18 protein-coding genes and 1 pseudogene are annotated in these 21,250 nt (G+C 58.8%); 14 read left to right on the top strand and 5 right to left on the bottom strand.

Going from position 1 to position 21,250, the window contains the following annotated elements; all coding sequences use genetic code 11:
- Nucleotides 1-118 precede the first annotated feature (118 nt).
- The 10 genes from HFK74_RS03760 to HFK74_RS03715 all read left to right on the top strand — a co-directional run bounded on the left by HFK74_RS03760 (nt 119) and on the right by HFK74_RS03715 (nt 11,996).
- Nucleotides 119-2,053 carry a putative nucleotidyltransferase substrate binding domain-containing protein gene (locus HFK74_RS03760; protein WP_306669897.1) on the top strand — a complete coding sequence of 645 codons (1,935 nt, stop codon included), beginning with the start codon at nt 119-121 and terminating at the stop codon, nt 2,051-2,053.
- Nucleotides 2,050-2,757, top strand: coding sequence for a PolC-type DNA polymerase III (locus HFK74_RS03755; RefSeq protein WP_180202393.1), 708 nt, complete (start codon nt 2,050-2,052; stop codon nt 2,755-2,757). The genes HFK74_RS03760 and HFK74_RS03755 overlap by 4 nt, the downstream gene beginning before the upstream one ends.
- A 344-nt stretch (nt 2,758-3,101) precedes the next feature.
- Entirely contained in the window at nt 3,102-3,620 is a 519-nt protein-coding gene (locus HFK74_RS03750) for an RNA polymerase sigma factor (RefSeq protein WP_032831242.1), read from the top strand.
- Complete coding sequence (locus HFK74_RS03745; RefSeq protein WP_180202392.1) at nt 3,617-4,591, top strand: FecR domain-containing protein; 975 nt, start codon at nt 3,617-3,619, stop codon at nt 4,589-4,591. Before HFK74_RS03750 ends, HFK74_RS03745 begins: the two co-directional genes overlap by 4 nt.
- Nucleotides 4,592-4,840: 249 nt before the next feature.
- A complete protein-coding gene (locus HFK74_RS03740; RefSeq protein ID WP_180202391.1) occupies nt 4,841-7,264 on the top strand; it encodes a TonB-dependent siderophore receptor in 2,424 nt (807 codons plus the stop codon).
- Between the two features lie 72 nt (nt 7,265-7,336).
- Entirely contained in the window at nt 7,337-8,467 is a 1,131-nt protein-coding gene (locus HFK74_RS03735) for a PepSY domain-containing protein (protein WP_180202390.1), read from the top strand.
- On the top strand, nt 8,464-8,643 hold the full coding sequence (locus HFK74_RS03730; protein WP_180202389.1) for a hypothetical protein: 180 nt from the start codon (nt 8,464-8,466) through the stop codon (nt 8,641-8,643). Before HFK74_RS03735 ends, HFK74_RS03730 begins: the two co-directional genes overlap by 4 nt.
- A 270-nt stretch (nt 8,644-8,913) precedes the next feature.
- Nucleotides 8,914-10,215: an MFS transporter gene (locus HFK74_RS03725; RefSeq protein ID WP_180202388.1), complete on the top strand. Its 1,302-nt coding sequence runs from the start codon at nt 8,914-8,916 to the stop codon at nt 10,213-10,215.
- A gap of 181 nt (nt 10,216-10,396) precedes the next feature.
- Nucleotides 10,397-11,026: a glutathione S-transferase gene (locus tag HFK74_RS03720; protein ID WP_180202387.1), complete on the top strand. Its 630-nt coding sequence runs from the start codon at nt 10,397-10,399 to the stop codon at nt 11,024-11,026.
- A 103-nt stretch (nt 11,027-11,129) separates the two neighbouring features.
- On the top strand, nt 11,130-11,996 hold the full coding sequence (locus tag HFK74_RS03715) for an RHS repeat-associated core domain-containing protein (RefSeq protein ID WP_180202386.1): 867 nt from the start codon (nt 11,130-11,132) through the stop codon (nt 11,994-11,996).
- Nucleotides 11,997-12,109: 113 nt separating this feature from the next.
- On the opposite strand, the gene creD is transcribed toward HFK74_RS03715, so the two are convergent.
- From creD to creB, 3 genes are read right to left on the bottom strand one after another with little or no spacing between them, the layout of a single operon-like run.
- Nucleotides 12,110-13,480: a cell envelope integrity protein CreD gene (gene creD / locus HFK74_RS03710; protein ID WP_180202385.1), complete on the bottom strand. Its 1,371-nt coding sequence runs from the start codon at nt 13,478-13,480 to the stop codon at nt 12,110-12,112.
- A 52-nt stretch (nt 13,481-13,532) separates the two neighbouring features.
- Entirely contained in the window at nt 13,533-14,966 is a 1,434-nt protein-coding gene (gene creC / locus HFK74_RS03705; RefSeq protein ID WP_180202384.1) for a two-component system sensor histidine kinase CreC, read from the bottom strand.
- Nucleotides 14,966-15,643: a two-component system response regulator CreB gene (gene creB / locus HFK74_RS03700; RefSeq protein WP_180202383.1), complete on the bottom strand. Its 678-nt coding sequence runs from the start codon at nt 15,641-15,643 to the stop codon at nt 14,966-14,968. Before creB ends, creC begins: the two co-directional genes overlap by 1 nt.
- A 178-nt stretch (nt 15,644-15,821) precedes the next feature.
- On the opposite strand from creB, the gene HFK74_RS33055 reads away from it, so the two are divergent.
- Together HFK74_RS33055 and HFK74_RS03690 are read left to right on the top strand one after the other, a co-directional pair.
- Nucleotides 15,822-16,685, top strand: coding sequence for an RHS repeat-associated core domain-containing protein (locus HFK74_RS33055; RefSeq protein WP_257230244.1), 864 nt, complete (start codon nt 15,822-15,824; stop codon nt 16,683-16,685).
- A gap of 147 nt (nt 16,686-16,832) precedes the next feature.
- Nucleotides 16,833-17,147 (top strand): annotated as a pseudogene (locus HFK74_RS03690) (RHS repeat-associated core domain-containing protein); the annotation flags it as partial.
- Between the two features lie 492 nt (nt 17,148-17,639).
- Here the strand turns inward: HFK74_RS03690 and HFK74_RS03685 are convergent.
- On the bottom strand, nt 17,640-18,146 hold the full coding sequence (locus HFK74_RS03685) for an ATP-dependent zinc protease (protein WP_033045378.1): 507 nt from the start codon (nt 18,144-18,146) through the stop codon (nt 17,640-17,642).
- Nucleotides 18,147-18,420: 274 nt separating this feature from the next.
- On the opposite strand from HFK74_RS03685, the gene HFK74_RS03680 reads away from it, so the two are divergent.
- Nucleotides 18,421-19,308: an acyltransferase gene (locus HFK74_RS03680; protein WP_180202382.1), complete on the top strand. Its 888-nt coding sequence runs from the start codon at nt 18,421-18,423 to the stop codon at nt 19,306-19,308.
- 1 nt (nt 19,309) lies between these two features.
- Here HFK74_RS03680 and HFK74_RS03675 read toward each other — a convergent pair whose 3' ends face one another.
- Entirely contained in the window at nt 19,310-19,894 is a 585-nt protein-coding gene (locus HFK74_RS03675) for a DUF2780 domain-containing protein (protein ID WP_180202381.1), read from the bottom strand.
- 310 nt (nt 19,895-20,204) lie between these two features.
- Between HFK74_RS03675 and HFK74_RS33050 the strand changes: the two genes are divergently transcribed.
- Nucleotides 20,205-21,221 (top strand): RHS repeat-associated core domain-containing protein, encoded by a 1,017-nt coding sequence (locus HFK74_RS33050; RefSeq protein ID WP_257230243.1) that lies wholly within the window; start codon nt 20,205-20,207, stop codon nt 21,219-21,221.
- The last annotated feature ends 29 nt before the right edge of the window (nt 21,222-21,250 follow it).

Below are 21,250 nucleotides of genomic sequence, written 5' to 3'. Positions count from 1 at the left end.
ACTGCATCACGTTTCCAGCCTACCTAGACTTACGTCCAATGGGCACCCTGGCCGTAGGGGTCGACCATGGGTGAGTCATCCGACAACAACAATTCAAAAAAAGACTGCGGTAATGGTTATGAGTAAAGCGGACGCCTTCACACAGGCAGGGAAAACCGCGGTGTTGCAGAACATCCAGGGTACTTTGCAATTCCTCCAGCGCTTCCCGCCCTTCAACCAGATGGACCACGCTCACCTGGCGTACCTGGTGGAACAGTGCCAGCTGCGCTTCTACGCCCCCGGCGAGAGCATCATCAAGCCCGCGGACGGGCCGGTTGAACACTTCTACATCGTCAAACAGGGTCGCGTTGTCGGCGAGCGTCCGCACTCGGCCAAGGGTGGGACAGAAACCACCTTCGAAATCACGACGGGCGAGTGCTTCCCCCTCGCCGCGCTGCTGGGCGAACGTGCAACGCGCACTGAACACCTGGCCGCCGAAGACACCTTTTGCCTGCAGCTGAACAAACTTGCATTCATCAAGCTGTTCGCCATTTCCGGCACCTTCCGCGACTTTGCCCTACGTGGCGTCAGCAGCCTGTTGGATCAGGTCAATCAGCAGGTCCAACAAAAAGCCGTGGAAACCCTCGGCACCCAATACTCGCTCAACACCCGCCTGGGTGAATTGGCCATGCGCCATCCGGTGACGTGCAGCCCCACCACGCCCCTGCGTGAAGCCGTGACCCAAATGCATGAGCAGCAGGTCGGCAGCATTGTGATCGTCAATGAACATAAAGCGCCGCTGGGGATTTTCACCCTGCGTGATTTGCGCCATGTCGTGGCCAACGGCACCGGCGATTTCAACGAGGTGATCGAGCGGCACATGACCCGGTCGCCGTTTTACCTGTCTCCTGACCACAGCGCCTTCGATGCCGCGATTGCGATGACCGAGCGGCATATCGCCCACGTCTGCCTGGTCAAGGATCAACGCCTGTGCGGCGTGGTCTCGGAACGCGATCTGTTTTCCCTGCAACGGGTCGACTTGGTGCATCTGGCGCGCACCATCCGCAGCGCCCAGCGAGTGGAAAACCTGGTGCTGCTGCGCGGCGAGATTGGTCAACTGGTGGAACGCATGCTGGCCCACGGTGCATCTTCAACCCAGATCACCCACATCATCACCCTGCTCAACGACCACACCGTATGCCGGGTGATCGAGCTGACCCTGGCCGAGAAAGGCGACCCCGGCATCCCGTTCAGCTGGCTGTGTTTCGGCAGCGAAGGCCGCCGCGAACAGACACTGCACACCGACCAGGACAACGGCATTCTGTTCGAAGCACGGGACGCGGCCCACGCCGCCGAGATCCGCGGCAAATTGCTGCCCATCGCCCATCAGATCAACCACAGCCTGGCGCTCTGCGGTTTCACCCTGTGCAAAGGCAACATCATGGCCGGCAACCCCGAGCTGTGCCTGTCGAGGGTCGAATGGGCCCGACGCTTTGGCGCGTTCATTCGCGAGGCCACGCCGGAGAACCTGCTGGGTTCGAGCATCTATTTCGATTTGCGCGTGGTCTGGGGCAGCGAGCAAGGCTGCGAACAACTGCGCCGCTCAATTCTCGACCAGGTGGCCGACAACCGCCTGTTCCAGCGCATGATGGCTGAAAACGCGTTGCGCAATCGTCCTCCCGTAGGACGTTTCCGTGAGTTCGTGCTGGCGCGCAAAAATGGCGAAAAAGCCACGCTGGACCTGAAGATCCAGGGCCTGACCCCCTTCGTCGACGCCGCGCGGTTACTCGCCCTCGCCCACGGCATCGAAGCGAACAATACCCTGGAGCGTTTTCGCCAACTGGTGGCCAAGGAAATCATCGAACCACTGGACGGCGCGGCCTACGAAGAGGCCTATCACTTCATCCAGCAAACCCGCATGCAACAACATCAGCTGCAGACCCGGGAGAATTTGCCCTATTCCAATCGGGTCGACCCCGACAGCCTCAATCATCTGGATCGACGCATCCTGCGTGAATCCCTGCGCCAGGCCCAACGCCTGCAAAGCAGCCTGACCCTGCGGTATCAGTTATGAGCCTGTTTTCATGGCTGCGCCCCGCCGGCCCGAGCTTGTCTGCAGACCTGCAACAACGCCTGCAAAACCTGCCATTGGTATCTGGGTTGAGTGAATGCAGCCTGCGCGAACAGCGCTGGGTCGTGCTCGACCTGGAAACCACCGGGCTAAATATGAATAAGGACCGGGTACTGTCCATTGGCGCCGTGGTGATCGAGGATGGCGCGATCGATTTCAGTCGGCAGTTCGAGCGCACATTGCAATGCGACGAACTCAAACTCGGCCCCAGTGTGCTGATTCACGGTCTGGGGCCCAGTGCAATTGCCGCGGGTAGCGACCCCGCCGAGGCGTTGCTCGAATTCATGGAGTTTGTCGGTGACAGCCCGGTGCTGGCCTTTCATGCACCGTTCGACCAGCACATGCTTGGGCGCGCATTGAAAGAGCACCTGGGCTACAAGTTGCAGCATGCGTTTCTGGATGTGGCGGACATCGCCCCGCTGCTGTGTCCGCAGGCCAACATCCGCGAGGCCGGCCTGGACGAGTGGATCGACTGGTTCAAGCTGCAAGTGTTCGAGCGTCATAACGCCAGCGCCGACGCCCTGGCGACCGCCGAACTGGCGCTGATCCTGTTCAGCCGCGCGCGCCAGCAGCAGATCCATAGCCCGTTGAACCTGCAGCAGCGGTTGAACCAGTGGAAGCGGCGGCAGCAGACACCGTCCTTCTAGATCTTCGGCGCCTGTTCTGGCGCCTTCGCAGATCACCGCAGCGTCCAATCCACCTGTAGGAGCGAGGCTTGCCCGCGAAGAACGATGACGCGGTGCAGCAGGTACACAACGTCGCCCGGTTCGCCGGCAAGCCTGGCTCCTACAAGCGAAGAACGATAACGCGGTACAACAGGTACACCGCAGCGCCTGGTTCGCCGGCAAGTCGGATCGCCGCACCGCTGGCTCCTACAGGTGACGAACGATGGTGTGGTCAACCGACCAACGCCAATTGCTTTCCCTCCCCCGCCTCTGACACAATCGCGAACAATTCTCGTTAGTTAACACTTCCCAATCGGTGATGCTGCGTGTCGTCAGTCCCAAGCCCCCAAAGTGAGCTCGTCGGTGCGTTATATCGCGACCACCGTGGCTGGCTATTGGCCTGGCTACGGCGCAATGTCGCCTGCCCGCAACGGGCCGAAGACCTGAGCCAGGACACCTTCGTGCGCTTGCTCGGGCGTGAGGAACTGAAAGAGCCGCGCGAGCCGCGGGCGTTTCTGGTGGCGATTGCCAAGGGCCTACTGTTCGACTACTTCCGCCGCGCCGCGCTGGAACAGGCCTACCTCACCGAGCTGATGCTGATTCCAGAAGCCGAACAACCGTCGGTGGAAGAACAGCAAATGATCCTCGAAGACCTGAAAAACATCGATCGCCTGCTGGGCAAGCTGTCGAGCAAGGCCCGTGCGGCCTTTCTCTACAACCGTCTCGATGGCCTCGGCCATGCGGAAATCGCCGAGCGCCTCGGTGTCTCGGTGCCGCGGGTGCGCCAGTACCTGGCCCAGGGCATCCGCCAGTGCTACATCGCCCTGTACGGGGAGCCGACATGAGCCCGGTCAGTTCCAAGCCGGTGTCGGCACAGGTGCTCGACGCCGCCATTGCCTGGCAATTGTCCCTGGACTCCGGCAACCCCGTGGAGCGCGAAGAGTTCGCCAAGTGGCACGCCGCCCACGAAGAACACGCCCGCGCCTGGCGTCAGTTGGGCATGCTCGACCAGCGCTTCAGCGTCGCCAGCGGCCCGGCACGCACCGCCCTGCTGCAATCGCGCGAAGGCATTCGCCGCCGGGTGCGCAAGCTCGGCAGCGGCCTGGCCAGCATCGTTGCGGTGCTCGGGCTGACGCTGTTTGCCGGTGAGCGCTACCTGCCGATCGACTATTGGCTGGCCGACCAGCGCACCGCCACCGGCGAACAACGCACCCTTCGCCTGGACGACGGCACCCTGATCAACCTCAACACCCACAGTGCCGTGGACGTGCGCTTCGATGACAAGCAGCGACTGGTCATCCTGCAGGAAGGTGAAATTCTCGTCGAAACCGGTCACGGCGATGCCCGGCCGTTTATCGTCGAAACCCACGAAGGCAGCATGCGCGCCTTGGGCACCCGGTTCCTGGTCAAGCGTGAAGAGCAAGGCACGCGTCTTAGCGTGCTGCAATCGGCGGTGGCCGCCCATCCGCAATCGAGTCCTGAAGAGCAGATTCTGCGCGAAGGCCAGCAAATGCTGATCCGCAGCGACGGCCTCGGCCCGATTTTCGCGCTCAACCTCGGCGCCGATGCCTGGACCCGCGGCATGCTGGTGGTGGACAACGCGCGGCTGGAAGACCTGGTGCGTGAGATCGGTCGTTATCGCCCGGGTCACCTGGGTGTGGCGCCTGAAGTGGCCGACCTGCGGATCACCGGCAGCTTCCCGCTGAAAAACACCGACCTGGCCCTGAACGCGCTGTTGCCGACGCTGCCGGTGCAGATTGAGCATCGTACGCAATGGTGGGTGACGGTGGCGGCGAAGACCGAGGCCAAGCCCTGAGAGGTGGTGCGCCTGACACGACGCCTTCGCGGGCAAGTCGAATCGTCGCACCGCCGCTCCCACAGGTTCTGTGTCGAGCGGTAATTCTTTGGACGCCCCAAATCCTGTGGGAGCGGGCTTGCCCGCGATGGGGCCATCAGCCTCACTAAAAATTACTGAATCGAAATTATTTTCATCCAGCCCTATCACTTTTTGCTTTTCATCCGGCACCTAGGCAATTGAGAAGTATTCACTTTCAGGAGCCGCTGTATGTCCCGTTCGCTAGACACCTTGTTGCGCCCCAGTTTGCTGGCCGTCGCCCTTGCCTTTTGCACCCCCTTGGCCAGCAGCCAACTGATCGCCGCTGAACAGGCGTCCAGCGTTCGTGCCTACAACCTGCCGGCCGCGCCACTGGCCAGCACCCTGAACCAGATTGCCAGCCAAGCCGGCCTGGCGCTGTCGTTGAACCCGTCGCTGGCCGCCGGCAAGACGTCGGCCCCGGTCAAAGGCCAGTTCGACGCTGCCGGCGCCCTGCGCGAGGCCCTGCGTGGCACCGGGCTGCAGCTGGAACAAAGCGGCGGCACCTATACTCTGGTGGCCGTGCCCGAGGGTGTGATGGCCTTGCCGGCCACCAGCGTGATTGGCGTGGAAAACACTGAAAGCGCGTGGGGCGCCACCACCGGTTACCTCGCCAAGCGCACCGCCGCCGGCACCAAGACCGACACCGCACTGGTTGAAGCTCCACGCTCGATCTCGGTGGTAACCCGCGAGCAGATGGACGATCGCAACGTGCACACGCTCGACGCCGCCGTGCGCTACTTGCCGGGCACCACCGGCGCCAGCTTCGGTAGCGACACCCGTGCCGACTGGTTGCGCGTACGCGGTTTCGAGCCGACCCAATTCCTGGACGGCCTGCCGTTGCCCAAGGGCGTCTATGCCAACCCCAAGCAGGAAACCTGGAACCTGGATCGCCTCGCCGTGCTGCGCGGCCCCGCTTCGTCCGTGTACGGCCAGACCCCGCCGGGTGGCTTGCTGGACATGGTCAGCCGTCGTCCGAGCGCCGAATCCAGCAATGAAGTCCAAGTGCAATACGGCAGCGACAATCACCGCCAGATCAACTTCGCCAGCACCGGCAAGATCGACGATGAAGGCCAGTTCCTGTACGGCCTCAGCGGTGTGGTGCGCGATGGCGGCACGCCCATCGACCATATCGACGACAAGCGTTACAACATCGCGCCGAGCCTGACCTGGAACATCGACGACGACACCCGGTTCACCCTGCTCACCCAATTCACCCGCGACGATACCGGTATCACCAGCCAGTTCCGTCCGATCCAGGGCACCAAGATCGACTCGCCATTGGGCGATATCTCCCATCACAAGAACCTGGGCGATCCGGACTGGGAATTTTACGACCGCACTTACTACGCACTGGGCTACGCCTTTGAGCATCGCTTGAACGATGTCTGGCAGTTCCGGCAGAACCTGCGCTACACCAAGTCGGACCTGTCCTTCCAGGCCCTCACCCCCGGCGCCTACCCGTTCACCCAGGTCGATGCCGACGGCAACGTTGGCCGTACCAGCACCACCACCGACGAGGACATCAGTCAGTTCGCCGTGGACAACAACCTGCAGGCTGACTTCGCCACCGGCGACATCAGCCACACCCTGCTGATCGGCCTCGATCACCAGCGCACCAACACCAACTACACCTCGATCTTCGGCGACGGCGGGACCACCAACGTCAACAACCCGATCTATGGCCAGCCCATCGTGCGTCCGCCACGCTCGTCGGCCTTCTACGATTACGACCAGAAGACCTATCAGACCGGCCTGTACGTCCAGGACCAAATGGCCCTCGACCAATGGCGCCTGACGCTGGGTGGTCGTGAAGACTGGGTGCATACCAGCACCAAGTTCTTCAACAAGGGTGATGCCACCAACACCGATCGCAACAAAAACTTCAGCGGCAACGCAGCGATCAGCTACGTATTCGACAACGGCTTCGTGCCGTACCTGTCCTACGCCGAATCGTTCCAGCCGGCGAGCAACGCCGATACCTCCACCACCGAATCGTTCAAGCCGACCGAAGGCAAGCAGTGGGAACTGGGTATCAAGTACCAGCCACCGGGCAGCAACACGCTGCTGACCGCCGCGGTGTATGACCTGACCCAGAAAAATGTCTCGGTCACCAACAACGTCGGTGGCATTCCAGTCACCAGCCAGACCGGCGAAGTGAAGGTCAAGGGCCTGGAGCTGGAAGCCGTCTCCGATGTGACGGAAAACCTCAAGCTCACCGCCGCGTACACCCTGGCTAAATCCGAAGTACAAGATGGCACGTTCAAGGGCAATCGCCTGCAACTGATGCCGATCCAGACTGCATCGATGTGGGCGGACTACACCTGGCACAACGGCGTCCTGGACGGTTTCGGTATCGGCGGTGGCGTTCGCTATACCGGCAACACCTACGGCGATCAGGCCAACACCGAGCTCGGCAAGGCAGATGCCTATACCGTGTTCGACGCAGCGGTCCACTATGACCTCGGCCGCCTCGACAACAGCCTCAAAGGTGCGTCGCTGGCCATCAACGCGACCAACCTGTTCGACAAGGACTACCTCTCCACCTGCGACAGTTTCTATTGCTACTACGGCGATGAACGCAGTGTCGTCGCCAGTGCCACCTACAAGTGGTAACCACTTGATCTGACACGCCCGGTACCCAGGCCGTCCTTCGAGGACGGCTTTGGTATTTCTGGAGGCTATGAAATGAAAAGTAAAACAATTCGCCGCTGGTCCTTCGTCCACACCTGGACCAGCCTGATCTGCACGGTGTTTCTGCTGTTGCTGGCACTGACCGGCCTGCCGTTGATCTTCCACCATGAGATTGACCATTTGCTGGGCGATGCCGCCGAGTTGAAGCAAATGCCGGCGGACACCCCGCAGCTGAATTTGCAGCAGCTGGTGCAGGCGGCTGAAAAGCACCGTCCCGGTGAGGTCATGCAGTATTTCGGTTTCGACGATGACGAGCCCAACGGCGCCATCGCGATCATGGCGGCCACCGCCGGTACCGAGCCGAACTCGTCCCACACCTTCATGCTCGACGCCCGCACCGGCGAAGCGCTGGAGATGCCGTCGGCCAATGGCGGCTTCATGATGGTCATGCTGCGCCTGCACGTGGACATGTTCGCCGGGCTGCCGGGCAAATTATTGCTGGCGTTCATGGGTTTGCTGTTCGTCGTCGCGATCGTGTCCGGCACCGTGTTGTACCTGCCGTTCATGCGTCGCTTGAAATTCGCCACCGTGCGCCAGGACAAATCCACCCGCCTGCGCTGGCTCGACCTGCACAACCTGATCGGCGTGGTGACCCTGACCTGGGCCCTGGTGGTGGGTGTGACCGGCGTGATCAGTGCCTGCGCCGACCTGCTGATCGCGGCGTGGCGCAACGACAGCCTCAGCGCGATGGTTGCGCCGTATCGCGATGCGCCACCGCTGACGCAACTGGCGCCAGCCACCCGTCTGCTCGACATCGCCAGGGAAGTCGCACCCGGCATGCAGCCGGACTTCATCGCCTTCCCTGGCACGCGGTTCTCCAGCGAACACCACTACGCCGTGTTCATGAAAGGCAGCACCCACCTCACTTCACACTTGCTGACGCCGGTGCTGATCGACGCCAGCACCCTGAAGGTCACCGCCGTGGCCGAGCGGCCCTGGTACATGGACGCCATGGGCATGTCGCAGCCGTTGCATTTCGGTGACTACGGCGGCATGCCGATGCAGATCCTCTGGGCGACCCTGGACGTGCTGACGATCATTGTGCTCGGCAGTGGTGTTTACCTGTGGGTGGTGCGGCGCAAGGCGGCCAAACCCGTGCTGGAAAAAGCGGAGAGCGTGGCATGAGGCCCCGGCAGTCGAGTTTCTGGAAGGTGTTTGGCACCCCTACCGTTATCGCCTTGTTCAGCGCAGGCGGATTGTTTGCCGCGTTGCTCGGCGATGGCGTTTGGGATGCCTTGAGCTGGCTTGGGCTGGGCATTCCGGCAGTCCTCGCCCTACGTGGCCTCCTTCAACGTCGATAACACGCACACTGCAGGAGCTGCCGCAGGCTGCGATCTTTTTGATCTTGAAAATCAAAGTCAAAAGATCGCAGCCTGCGGCAGCTCCTACACGTTCCCCCGCTACGCCAGTCATACGATCACACCCCTCTCCCGCCCGTCGCCTCCCACCTCAAGTTCCCTGACATATTTGTTGACACATTCACCCTTGCACTCCTATAAAGACGTACGTTGTACGACAACCTACAACAGTGCAACACCCAAAAAATCCAAAAATAAAATGACGGTGATGTGATGAAAGTCAAAGGCATCCGCTGGTGGATGGTCGGCCTGGTAACAGCCGGTCTGATCGTCAACTACCTCGCTCGCAATACCCTGTCAGTGGCCGCTCCGACCCTGATGAGCGAAATGAACATTTCCACCGAGCAGTACTCGCACATCGTTGTCGCTTGGCAGGTCTGCTATGCGCTGATGCAACCGGTGGCCGGCTACATCATCGATGCCATCGGCACTAAGATGGGCTTCGCCATTTTCGCTTTCGCCTGGTCGATTGCCTGTGCACTGGCCGCGCTGGCGAGTGGCTGGCAGGGCCTGGCGTTCGTTCGCGGCCTGCTCGGGCTGACGGAAGCGGCAGGCTTGCCGGCGGCGGTGAAAGCCACCACCGAATGGTTTCCGGCCAAGGAGCGCTCGGTCGCGATTGGCTGGTTCAACATCGGCTCGTCGATTGGCGCACTGCTGGCGCCGCCCCTGGTGGTCTGGGCGATCCTGCACAGCGGCTGGGAACTGGCGTTCCTGATCGTCGGCGGTCTTGGCGTGCTCTGGAGCTTCCTATGGGTGATCCTCTACAAACATCCCCGGGATCAAAAGCGCCTGGGCGATGCAGAACGCGATTACATCCTCAGCGGCCAGGAAGAGCACTTCAAGGAACCGGCCACACAAAAAGGCAGCTGGAAGAAAATCATCGGCAGCCGCAACTTCTACGCCATCGCCAGCGCGCGGATTCTCTCCGAGCCAGCCTGGCAGACCTTCAACGCGTGGATTCCGCTGTACCTGATGACCGAGCGGCACATGAACATCAAGGAGGTCGCGATGTTCGCCTGGCTGCCGTTCCTCGCCGCCGACCTTGGCTGTGTGCTCGGCGGTTACCTGAGCCCGTTCTTCCACAAGCACTGCAAAGTGTCGCTGTTCACCTCGCGCAAAATGGTCCTGCTGTTCGGTGCCTCATGCATGATCGGCCCGGCCTGCATCGGCCTGGTCGCCAGCCCCTACACGGCGATTGCTCTGCTGTGCATCGGCGGCTTCGCTCACCAGACCTTGTCCGGTGCGCTGTACGCAATCACCTCTGACTCATTCGGTAAAAACGAAGTGGCCACGGCGACCGGCATGGGCGGCATGTTCGGCTACCTCGGCGCGGCGGCTTTCACCCTGGTGTTTGGCGTGATGGTGACCAAGATCGGCTACAGCCCGCTGTTCGTGACCCTGGCGATCTTCGACATCGTCGCCGCGTTCATCGTCTGGACCGTTGCCCGGGAACTGAAAACCCAAGCAGCACCAGGCGTGCAAGCCGAATCGCAAACACTGCAGTCCGCCACCTGAAAACACAAAACCTGTGGGAGCGAGCCTGCTCGCGATGGCGGTGGGTCAGACAACATCATTGCTGACCATGACGCCCTCATCGCGAGCAGGCTCACTCCCACAGGGGGCGATATGTTTGTCGTTTGAGCATCCGGCTCAAGACGCTATGCTGCCCGACACCACCTCTGACCGAGACGTCGCCATGTCCGCCCCGAGCATGATCCTGTACCACAACCCCCTTTCCCCCTTCGTGCGCAAAGTCATGGTGCTCTTGCACGAAACCGGTCAACAGGACCGCGTCGCCCTGCAAAACTGCGTACTCACACCCGTCGACCCGGACCAGACCCTGATCGACGACAACCCCCTGAGCAAGATCCCCGCCCTGCGCCTGGCCGATGGCAACGTCATCCACGACAGCCGAGTGATCCTCGATTACCTCGACCACCAGCACGTCGGCAACCCGTTGATCCCTCGCGAAGGCTCGGCCCGCTGGCGGCGCCTGACCCTCGCCTCCCTGGCCGACGGCATCATGGACGCCGCGGTGTTAGTCCGTTACGAAGTCGCCCTGCGCGCCCCGGAAAAACACTGGGACCAATGGCTCGACGGCCAGCGCGACAAAATCCGCCGTGCCCTGGCGCTGCTGGAAAAAGATGCGATGGCCGAGCTGACCAGTCACTTCGACATCGCCGCGATCGGTGTGGCCTGTGCGTTGGGTTATCTGGATTTGCGCCATCCGGATATGGACTGGCGAGCGGCGAATCCGCAGTTGGCGGGGTGGTATTTCGAGGTGAGTCAGCGGCCTTCGATGTTGGCGACGATGCCGAAGGTTTGAATTTGGCAAGCGCAAAAGACTAACAGTTCTGATAGTAGGCAAAGTCTGAAGAACGTCCGAGACTCATAACGACCTACTTGGGTTTGATTCCGGAGATCAGTCAATGCCTACGTACTCTTGTAAAACAATTCTCTTAGCAATCGATTGTCAGAATTCGGTGTTGAGTGAGCTTGACCCGACCAGACCACATGTCATCGCGTACACCCCTTACGGCGATAGCCCAGAAAATAACGAATTACAGAGTCGGCTTCGATACAACGGCGAACTTCAAGAGGTACTTGCGCGCAATTATTCGTTGGGTAGGGGTTATCGAACGTACAGCCCGGTGTTGATGCGATTTATCAGTCCGGACAGCAATCTCTTCAGCCCCTTCGGGGAGGGCGGATTGAATGCGTATGCGTATTGTGGGGGGGATCCGATAAATAATGGTGACCCTACAGGGCATTTTAAAGTGCCTGTCATATTGAAACGCCTTTGGCAGCCCGTTAAGAGGGCATTTAAACCTGCGAGAAAATCAGCCGACGAAGTAATACCTGTTGCGAATGCATATAGCTCACCCACATCCAGAAAGGGGTCTGCCCTTTCAAGCTCCGGTTCAGTATCTACCAGTAGCAGGAGTAGTTTCTCCTCCGGTTACGAGAGCTCAACTCTAGATCCTGGTTACGGTATCGGCAGTTCTGCGTCTCTTCGCAAGCCTAACCCAATGTATACTCCGATAAATGGAGTTACGTACAACAAAGGGCTTCACGCGAGCGAAAAACAATCTATTTCAGAATGGCTAGCTGCATCTCACAACACACCTGACAAGCAGCTTGATGCATTTACACAGATCCCCCGGGTTGGCGCCGAACTACATACAAAAGAGCGCTTGGCCGTTCAGGCTAGCGGTGTACGAAAAGGTTCTGAGCTCCAGCGGCGCGCAACAAGGGATCGCCAAGCTTCGGCGCTTCCTGCATGGCTTAAATTTTGAAAGCCAAACACCCATGGTTCAACTAGATGTTTGACGAGATGGAAATAAACTGGCGAGCTTGATCGCCAGTTTTCTTACCAGCTCCCGCTCCTCCCGTAACCCCATCGACCGTCTCATTCCAACACACCAACATCGAACGCCAAGGGTTTGGACGCCTTCTGCCCAACCCCATACCAATCCAGCTTCCGAGTCAGCACCATAAACACACCCAACAATCCAAACAGCAACAACGACCCCATCAACAGCGCGTAATCCTCGGCACTCAACAATCCATAAAGCAGCCCATACAAGGCCGCCAACCCCGCGGAAAAACTCAAGCCATGACGCGCACTGCGCAGCACGTGGCAGACGTAGAACCCGATCAACAACACACAACCACTGGCCGACAGCAGATACGCCAGGGCAAAGCCAATGTGTTCGGACAGCGACAACAACAGCAGATAAAAGAACGCCAATGCCACACCCACCAACGCATATTGCACCGGGTGCACCGCCAGGCTTTTCAGCACTTCGAACAGGAAGAAACCGGCGAAGGTCAGGACGATGAACAAGAGTGCGTATTTGATCGCCCGGTCGCTTTTCAAATACTGATCCACCGGATCGATGAAGCTCACGCCGAAGCTGCGGCTGGAAAACGCCTCACAACCGCCGCGGGACACGCAGCTGTTCAGGGTTTCTTCCAGGTTGGTGGAGAAAAACGAGGTCTGCCAATTGGCGGAGAAGCCCTGATCGGTGATTTCGCGCTGCGCCGGCAGGTAGTTGCCGATGAAGCTGGGATGCGGCCAGTTGGCAGCCAACGATACTTTGCTGGTCTTGCCTACCGGCAGGATCTGCAGCTGGCCGGTACCTTGCAGTTTCAGGTTGAAACCGAAGGACAGTTCTGTGTTTTGCCTCGCGTCCAACGCCGGCAACGTCACGTGGACACCCTCGCCCAGCCAGCCCACCTGACTGCCCGGAACGAAGTCCAGCTTCTGGTCGTCCAGTTCGAGTTTCAAGGCATTCTCGATGCCGCGAATGTCGCTGATGCCGACCGCCAGGAACGGCTGGTCGAATTGGTAATCGGCGAAGTCTTCCTTGATGCCCAGTTGTGCCGGCAGTGAAAAATGGCCACTGATGCGGTTGTCGGCATGGAACAGACGCGCCTGATAAATGCCGCGCGAGCGCAGTTCGGTCTGCACCTGGCCATCGAGTTCGAAGCGCTCCGGCAGAAAGTACAAACGGCCGCGCTCTTCACCGATTTCCTGATAACGCTCATTGGTTTTTTCGTGGGTCTTCCAGGTGCGCACCACTTTGCGATAGGGCACCACCATCAACGGCCCACTCAGTTGCTGGCTGTAACTGGAGCTGCGGGCGATATCTTCGAGCACACCGTCGCGCAGTTGCTGGCGGTCCTGGATCACACCGTTGATCATCAACAGCGGGATCAGCAACAACAGAATCAGCAGGGCGATTGCCCCGAGTTTTAGGGTCAGGCTGCGGTTCATGGGACTCTCCCTGTTTGGATGGGGGAGATTCTGGGTTGGCTGTGTGGGGGCTTTATGAGGGGAATATGGAGATTATGTGGAGACTGACCTCCACCCCGCCTTCGACATTGCCGATGCTCATTTCCCCACCGTGCAACTTGACCACTTCCTCGACAAAGTTAAGCCCCAGCCCGGTGCTTTTGCGGCCATTGTCCGGTCGAGGCAGCGAGTAGAAACGCTCGCACAGCCGTGGCAATGCGTAGTCGGGAATCGCCTCGGCCTGATTGAACAATGTGAACTTGATCTGCTCGCCAATCCGCTCGGCACTGAATCGCAACACGCCCTTTGCCGGAGTGAAATCCAGCGCATTTTCCAACAGATTTCCCAGCGCCTGCCGCAACAGAAACGGCTCACCGATCAACGTCAGGTCCCGTGGAATCGTTTGTTCCACGCGCAGCTCCCTGCCTTCGATACGCGCCGCTTGAGCGCTCAGTAACTCGCTTACCAAAGCAGCCAACGACACTTCTACGCGCTCCTCAAGCCCTTGGCGCTGTTCAACCTGCGCCAGATTCAACAAGCGCTCGATCAACTGCTGCATCCGCGCACTTTCGTTGTCGATATTGCTGACAAATCGCTGCCGCTGAGCCGACGGCATTTCACCTTGCAGCAGCTCCGCCGCGCCACGAATCGCCGCCAGCGGACTCTTCAGTTCGTGGGTCAGCGTATGCACGTAGCGCTCGACATAAGCCTTGCCTTCGAGCTGCGTGCGCATCTGCTCCACCGCCGTCGCCAGTTGCTCCAGTTCGCCGCCGCGATAATGCGGTACCTCGACCCGCCGGCCCTCGCTCACAGCTTGGGCATAAGCCGTCAACCGTCGCAGCGCCCGGCTCAGCCACCAGGACAACAATGCGCCGAACAACAGGCCGAGGCCGATCAGCCCGGCCCCATAGGCGAGCAATCGTCGCTCCGTGCGATCAACGTAAGGCTGCAACGAGCTGTTGGGTTTGGCCACGGTGACCACGCCGATGATCTGCCCGTTGTCGCGAATCGGCGCACCAACGTGCATCACCGATGAGCTCGCATCATCTGGATCGCTACGACTGGAGCGGGCGCCGTATTCGCCGCGCAGGGTCAGGTAAACGTCGTTCCAACGCGAGTAATCCTGGCCAACGGCCGCGCCGCTGGAGTCGAGCACCACCCTGCCCTTGGCGTCGGTGACGTAGATACGATGGTTGACCTGATTCTTCGACAGGCCCCAGATGTTCGCCTTCGGTTGCCGCTCGCCGTAGGCCTTGAGCAGTTCGGGCCAGCGGTTCTGGTTGAGGGTGCCGGCCTTGAAGTCATCGCGCAGGATTTCGGCCATCAGGTTGGCGGTGTCGACCAGGGTTTCTTCGGTGGACTGGCGCACACCCGGGCGAATTTCTTCCATCACGGTGTTGAGCACGAAGTAACCGGTCAAGCCGATAAACAGCGCGTACACCAGGAAAATCCGCATCCCCAATGGCATCAGCCTTGCCTCGGGTTATAGCTGTAGCCCAGGCCACGATGGGTCTGGATCGGCTCGGCGTCGGCCTTCACCTGGCGTAATTTGGCGCGCACGCTCTTGATGTGGCTGTCGATGCTGCGCTCATAACCGGCGTCGGCAGCGACACCCAGCGCATCGAGCAATTGCTCGCGGCTGAACACCCGCTCGGGTTGTTCCAGAAGGCATTGCAGCAATCGGAATTCATGGCGGGTGAGGGTCAGCAACTGACCACGATAGCTGATCTGCACACGCTCGCTGTCGAGGCGAAACAGTGCTGACGACTCTTCTACTGCACGGGGTGCCATGCGCTTGAGAATCGCCCGAACCCGCGCCGCCACTTCGCGAGGGCTGAACGGCTTGACCACGTAATCGTCGGCGCCGATTTCCAGGCCCACGACGCGGTCGATCTCGCCATCGCGGGCGCTGAGAAACATCACCGGTACTTCGCTGAACCGCCGCAATTGCTTGCAGGTTTCGAAGCCGCTGATGTCTGGCAGACCGATGTCGAGAATGATCAGGTCCGCCGGGGTCTGGCGCTGATGCTCCAGCGCCGCCGCACCAAGGGTCAGCCAGGTAGTGGTGAACCCTTCGCCCTGCAAGGCGTAAATCAGGGTGTCGGCAATCGCCGCTTCGTCTTCGACAATCAGGATATGAGGCATGGCGTCCGAGCCTGGTGGTGGAGTGGGCGAACGGTGACTCAAGGCTGAATCGACGTCAATCCGACTGAGTTAAATCGCGGCGGGGTCTGTAGGACCTAGCAGTTCTGATAGTAGGCAATGGCGGAAAAAGGATCGATGCTCGGGAACAGCTTTTTGGACCGTACTCGGAGCTCAGCCGATGTCTTCTCAATCACGCAAAACGATACTGCTGGCAACCGATCAACAGCAGTCGGTGTTGAACGCCCTCGATGCGAATCAGCCCCACCCCATTGCCTACACACCCTATGGCCGCCGTCCACGGGAAAACGGTTTGCTCAGCCTGCTCGGATTTAATGGTGAACTGCCGGACCCGCTGACCGGGCATTATCATTTGGGGAAAGGGTATCGGCAGTTCAATCCGGTGTTGATGCGGTTTAACAGTCCAGATAGTTGGAGTCCGTTTGGGAAGGGCGGGCTGAATGCCTATGCGTACTGCGTGGGAAACCCTGTAAATTGGAAAGATCCGACAGGTCACACTGTAGTACCCGCACGCTTTTATGACGAAATATTCGTGAACCTCTATAAATTCATGAAAGCACCGAAAAGTGAACGTTTTACAAACATCGTAACGTCCACAGAACGATCCTTTGGCGGTGCAGAAAAAGTAAAAATTCTTGCAAACAATAATAACACCCACCCTGACGCACTCATTGCTCGCGCTCTATCTGGCAAAAAAAAGCCTACTTTTTTCGATACAACAACACCTTCAGATCAAGCAACAGGCATCACGTATCTCAATAACGCTGATAAACACCTTCGAGACACCTTGGATGTAGTCACTACCAATACCGGCTTACTCAATCCAAAAAACCCGTTCCTCAAACACCTGAATGAAATGGAAATAAGACATCTGGGGGCTGACCTGCTCACTCATAAAAAAGAACTGGAGCGAGTCATCTCCCACGTCTCATCCCTGCGCATTGAGGGCACCAGCCGTGTCGCCGGACACTTCAACGCACAAGACTTTGTTGATACCGCGATCAAAATCAGAGACTCACGATAGAGCCACGTAACGGTGAATCCGCTCGGGGCGGGGTCTGTAGTACCTAGCAGTTCTGATAGTAGGCAATGGCGGAAAAAGGAGAGATGCTAGGGAACAGCTTTTCGGACCTTGCTCAGAGCGCAGCCGATGTCTTCTCAATCACGCAAAACAATACTACTGGCAACCGATCAACAGCAGTCGGTGCTGAACGCCCTCGACGCGAGTCAGCCCCACCCCATTGCCTACACACCCTATGGCCACCGTCTACGGGAAAACGGTTTGCTCAGCCTGCTCGGGTTTAATGGCGAACTGCCGGACCCGCTGACCGGGCATTATCATTTGGGGAAAGGGTATCGGCAGTTCAATCCGGTTTTGATGCGGTTTAATAGTCCGGATAGCTGGAGTCCGTTTGGGGAGGGTGGGTTGAATGCGTATGTGTATTGCGACGGCGAACCCGTGCGTGGCAGAGATCCAACGGGGCACAACAATGTCTTCAAAAGTGCCTGGAAAGCATTTCAAAATAGATTTATGGGTCGAATCCCGAAAAGACAACGGCCTCAATCATCAGTGCCAAAAAATGCTACAGGGCAAATCTCACCGCCCCCTCCGGAAAAGGCATTTGACATCGACAAGTTTACTCCCGAAGAAATAGCACTCAACTTTTCACCAACCAATACCTCCACCGCAAAAGTGAACAACTTGCAGTTTCCATTTTTTGCCCAGAAAGTTGACACTCCGGAAAAACTATTAGCCCACCTTCAGAAATCCAAAGAAAACATATCTGCACGACTCCCTTTAAGCTCCCCTGAAAGTCGTCGCAAGCGAGAAGTAATGTTAGGCCATATGGAGGAAGACATTCAAAAACTCACCAGAGACTTAAGCCAGAAACGCAAACCAAATGCACCAACCATAGTCGCAAGTAAGATTCGCGAACCACATAAGACAATATCAATATGACAGCCTATTAACCCATAATTAACAATCCGGCTTATCCGCCGTAAAGCGCCGAGCCGGATTCACCGCAGCCCCAAACTCACGTAGCGCCTTGGCACCAATCAACAACGGGTAATTGAAGCTACTGCGGTCGGTGAGGTTGACCTCGACCGTGCGCTTGACGTTGCCCAGGCACAATTCCAGATCAACCACCGGCCGCTTGGTGGGCGCGATCACTTCGCTGTCATCCTCATCCTCTTCCGAGCGAGTCTTGATCTTGCTGATCCGCGCCACCTTGTGCTCGTAGACCTTGTTGCTCGCACCCTTGGTCGCCAGACGAAAACGCACCCAGTCCTCGCCATCGCGAGTAAAGGTTTCGATGTCCTTGGCCGACAGCGACGCGGTCAGGGCCCCGGTGTCCATCTTGGCCTTGAGCACTTCGCCGCCGATTTCCGGTAGCGCGATATATTCGTAGCGACCATACAGGGTTGGCTCGGCGGCCATGACCGGCAGGGCTATAAGTGAAAGCAGTGCAAGAAGGGATTTCACGTGATGGGTGTCCTTGGGAATGGGCAGCGCAATGTTAGACTGTTGTTGAATAGATCGTTCCCACGCTCTGCGTGGGAATGCCTCAACGGACGCTCTGCGTTCGGCTCTTGATTTGGGACGCAGAGCGTCCCGGGCCGCATTCCCACGCAGAGCGTGGGAACGATCAGTGTCAGGAGATTAGCGCGCCAGAGGTGAAACATTCGTCACCCCACGATTTGGCCTGTCGCCCGAAGCTGCTTATCATGGCGCGCCCACACGCTTTCAAGAGTTGCCTATGCGCCGCCTGCTCACCGGCTGTTTCGTCACCCTGCTGCTGTTGCTCAACACCCTGGTCCTGTTCGGACCATTGATGGTGTTTGCCCTGCTCAAACTGCTCCTGCCCGGTCGCTTTCGCGATTACGCCTCATCGGCGGTGATGTGGATCGCCGAGACCTGGGCCGAGATCGACAAGCTGATCTTCCGTTTTTGCATCCCCACCCAGTGGGACATTCGTGGTGGTGACGATCTGCGCACCGACACCTCGTATCTGGTGATCAGCAACCATCAATCCTGGGTCGATATCCCGGCGCTGATCCAGACGCTGAACCGGCGCACGCCGTTCTTCAAATTCTTCCTCAAGAAAGAGCTGATCTGGGTGCCGTTCCTGGGCCTGGCGTGGTGGGCGCTGGATTACCCGTTCATGAAGCGCTACACCAAGGCTTTTCTGGCGAAGAACCCGGAACTGGCCGGCAAGGATCTGGAGATCACCAAACAGGCCTGCGAACTGTTCAAGCGCCAGCCCGTGACCGTGGTCAACTATCTGGAAGGCACTCGCTACACCACCGCCAAAAGCACCCAGCAACAATCACCCTTCACCCACCTGCTCAGGCCCAAGGCCGGTGGCGTGGCCTTTGTGCTGGCAGCGATGGGCGAACAACTGGATGCCATTCTCGACGTCACCGTGGTTTATCCACAGCAAAAGATTCCGGGGTTCTGGGACTTGATCAGCGGCAATGTGCCGAGGGTCATCATCGACATCAAGACCCGCGAACTCGACCCGGCGCTGTGGCAGGGCGACTACGAAAACGATCCGCTGTTTCGCGAGAAAGTCCAGAACTGGGTCAACCAACTCTGGACCGAGAAGGACCGGCGCATCGACGCGTTGCGCTCCGAGCGTCGCTGAATCAGCTACCCGTGACGATGCCAGTGCCGATACTGTTCCCAGTACCTGTGCCCCAGATGCTGCCCAGGCTGCTCAGCAGCGAGCCGCCGACGCCTTGCTGACCGAGGTATTGCAGGATCACCGGGGTAAACATCCCGATCATGCCGGTGTCCATGCCCAAGGCGCTGAAGGCGTTGTTCAGGTCATTGGTGTCCTTGACGTTGCCCAGGGCGTTATCCAGCCCTGCGGCCTTGCCGGTCGAACCGAGCAACCCGGCGAGCGCCCCCAACTCACCCCCACCCGAGAGCATGTCGATCCCCGGCACGCTTTTGGCCAGCTCCGAGTAGTCGGTCGAACTCAGTTGATTCTTCGCCAACCCGAGCATCGCCCCGGCGCCGCCGACGGCTTGTTGCGGCGTGATGTTCAATTGAGTGAGCGCGCCCAGCAGGTCCGCCGTTTCCGCAGTCGGCGCTGTATCGGTCGCTTCATTGTCGCCGTTCATGCCGGAAATGGCATTGGCCGCATCGCTCAGGCTGAACTGGGCAAAGGCCGGGCTGACCGCCAAGGTCATGAGCGATGCCAGTGCAAAACCGCGTGAAAACTTCATCCAGACATCCTCTGAGAAAACCGCCCGGCAATGGGCGGCGGAATAATGTCCATTGGACTGGTAACCCCCAACATTGTTCCCACCCTCCCCCTGTAGGAGCGAGCCTGCTCGCGATGGACGTCAACGATGACGCGAGCTTTCTGGCGAAATGCGCTGCCCTTGCGTTTTTCGCGAGCAGGCTCGCTCCTACAGGGATTCGGGCTTACCCATGATGGCGTTGTGACGCTATCCGTTCTGTTAGTAGTCAGCCCCAGCAGGTTGCGCGACAGTGAATCCCTGAACTCAAAGAGTTTGTCAGGGAGTCCTGCCCATGCAACCCAACCGCGAAACCTTACTCTGCCGCTACCTCTATGATTCGCTGGATCGCTTGGTCGATTGCACCCCCTCGGCGCAATCCAGTACCCGGCGCTTCTACCTGAAAGATCGTCTGGCCACCGAACTTCAGGGCACGGAGCAGCGATCAATCATGCAGCACAAGGATCAGTTACTGGCACAGCAACACCGCCAGGACGGCAACGTGGAAACCCGCTTGCTCGTTACCGACCAGCAGCGTTCGGTGTTGAACGTGTTTGACACAACCCGACCTCATCCACACGCCTACACACCCTACGGGCACCGCCCTGCGCAAAACGGCTTGCTCAGCCTGCTCGGCTTCAACGGCGAACGGCCGGATCCGGTGACGGGGTGGTATTTGCTGGGGAATGGCTATCGGGCGTTTAACCCGATGTTGATGCGGTTTAACAGCCCGGACGGTTGGAGTCCGTTTGGCGAGGGTGGGTTGAACTCGTATGCATATTGCGCGGGAGATCCGGTGAACAGGGTAGACCCTCAGGGGCATACCTCCAGAAAGATAAAAAGCTTTCTGCGCTCCGTCGGCGTAATGAGGAAAAGCTCACAGCGCCCAGTGGTAAGGGTCAGCAGTTCTCCTGTCACTTTACCCCAAGAGAGCCAGACGATCGCAGCACTACAAGAAACTGTCGTATCAATGCAAAAAACCATTAGCTCGCAACAACGAACCATTGCATCGCAGCAAGACTCTATCGCTGCCGCCCATGAAGTAATAAAAGACGGCAGAATCATTGTGGCCCGCTATGAAAACTCAATAGCGGAAATGCATCAATTAGTTGCTCAACAGAACAAAACTATGGAGGGGCTGAGAGATGAGCTTGGCTATTTTGTATCGCTTCACCACATGAACACACCAAACATTCGCAATCCAATAAGCCAGACCGATATTGATCTAGCATACCCCTCGCCGCCTCAGCGAAATACGGCAATCGAACCGGAAACTTCCTTTTCCGGACGGGCAAAGAAAATTCGACATTAGCTGTGCTTTTAATAAAAAGAGGCGGCCGA

Source organism: Pseudomonas sp. SbOxS1 (genome assembly GCF_013416725.1).
Taxonomy (GTDB): domain Bacteria; phylum Pseudomonadota; class Gammaproteobacteria; order Pseudomonadales; family Pseudomonadaceae; genus Aquipseudomonas.
Note: the sequence above shows the minus strand (reverse complement) of the source record. Positions and strands in the feature narration are given on the sequence as shown.

Excerpts from the sequence above, each read along its gene's own strand:
- HFK74_RS03745 (WP_180202392.1), top strand. The coding sequence starts at position 3,617 with ATGAGCCCGGTCAGTTCCAAGCCGGTGTCGGCACAGGTGCTCGACGCC.
- HFK74_RS03735 (WP_180202390.1), top strand. The coding sequence starts at position 7,337 with ATGAAAAGTAAAACAATTCGCCGCTGGTCCTTCGTCCACACCTGGACC.
- HFK74_RS03715 (WP_180202386.1), top strand. The coding sequence starts at position 11,130 with ATGCCTACGTACTCTTGTAAAACAATTCTCTTAGCAATCGATTGTCAG.
- HFK74_RS03675 (WP_180202381.1), bottom strand. The coding sequence starts at position 19,894 with ATGAAGTTTTCACGCGGTTTTGCACTGGCATCGCTCATGACCTTGGCG.
- HFK74_RS03740 (WP_180202391.1), top strand. The coding sequence starts at position 4,841 with ATGTCCCGTTCGCTAGACACCTTGTTGCGCCCCAGTTTGCTGGCCGTC.
- HFK74_RS03680 (WP_180202382.1), top strand. The coding sequence starts at position 18,421 with ATGCGCCGCCTGCTCACCGGCTGTTTCGTCACCCTGCTGCTGTTGCTC.
- HFK74_RS03730 (WP_180202389.1), top strand. The coding sequence starts at position 8,464 with ATGAGGCCCCGGCAGTCGAGTTTCTGGAAGGTGTTTGGCACCCCTACC.
- creC (WP_180202384.1), bottom strand. The coding sequence starts at position 14,966 with ATGCCATTGGGGATGCGGATTTTCCTGGTGTACGCGCTGTTTATCGGC.
- HFK74_RS03755 (WP_180202393.1), top strand. The coding sequence starts at position 2,050 with ATGAGCCTGTTTTCATGGCTGCGCCCCGCCGGCCCGAGCTTGTCTGCA.
- HFK74_RS33055 (WP_257230244.1), top strand. The coding sequence starts at position 15,822 with ATGTCTTCTCAATCACGCAAAACGATACTGCTGGCAACCGATCAACAG.
- HFK74_RS03725 (WP_180202388.1), top strand. The coding sequence starts at position 8,914 with ATGAAAGTCAAAGGCATCCGCTGGTGGATGGTCGGCCTGGTAACAGCC.
- HFK74_RS03720 (WP_180202387.1), top strand. The coding sequence starts at position 10,397 with ATGTCCGCCCCGAGCATGATCCTGTACCACAACCCCCTTTCCCCCTTC.
- creD (WP_180202385.1), bottom strand. The coding sequence starts at position 13,480 with ATGAACCGCAGCCTGACCCTAAAACTCGGGGCAATCGCCCTGCTGATT.
- HFK74_RS03760 (WP_306669897.1), top strand. The coding sequence starts at position 119 with ATGAGTAAAGCGGACGCCTTCACACAGGCAGGGAAAACCGCGGTGTTG.
- HFK74_RS33050 (WP_257230243.1), top strand. The coding sequence starts at position 20,205 with ATGCAACCCAACCGCGAAACCTTACTCTGCCGCTACCTCTATGATTCG.
- creB (WP_180202383.1), bottom strand. The coding sequence starts at position 15,643 with ATGCCTCATATCCTGATTGTCGAAGACGAAGCGGCGATTGCCGACACC.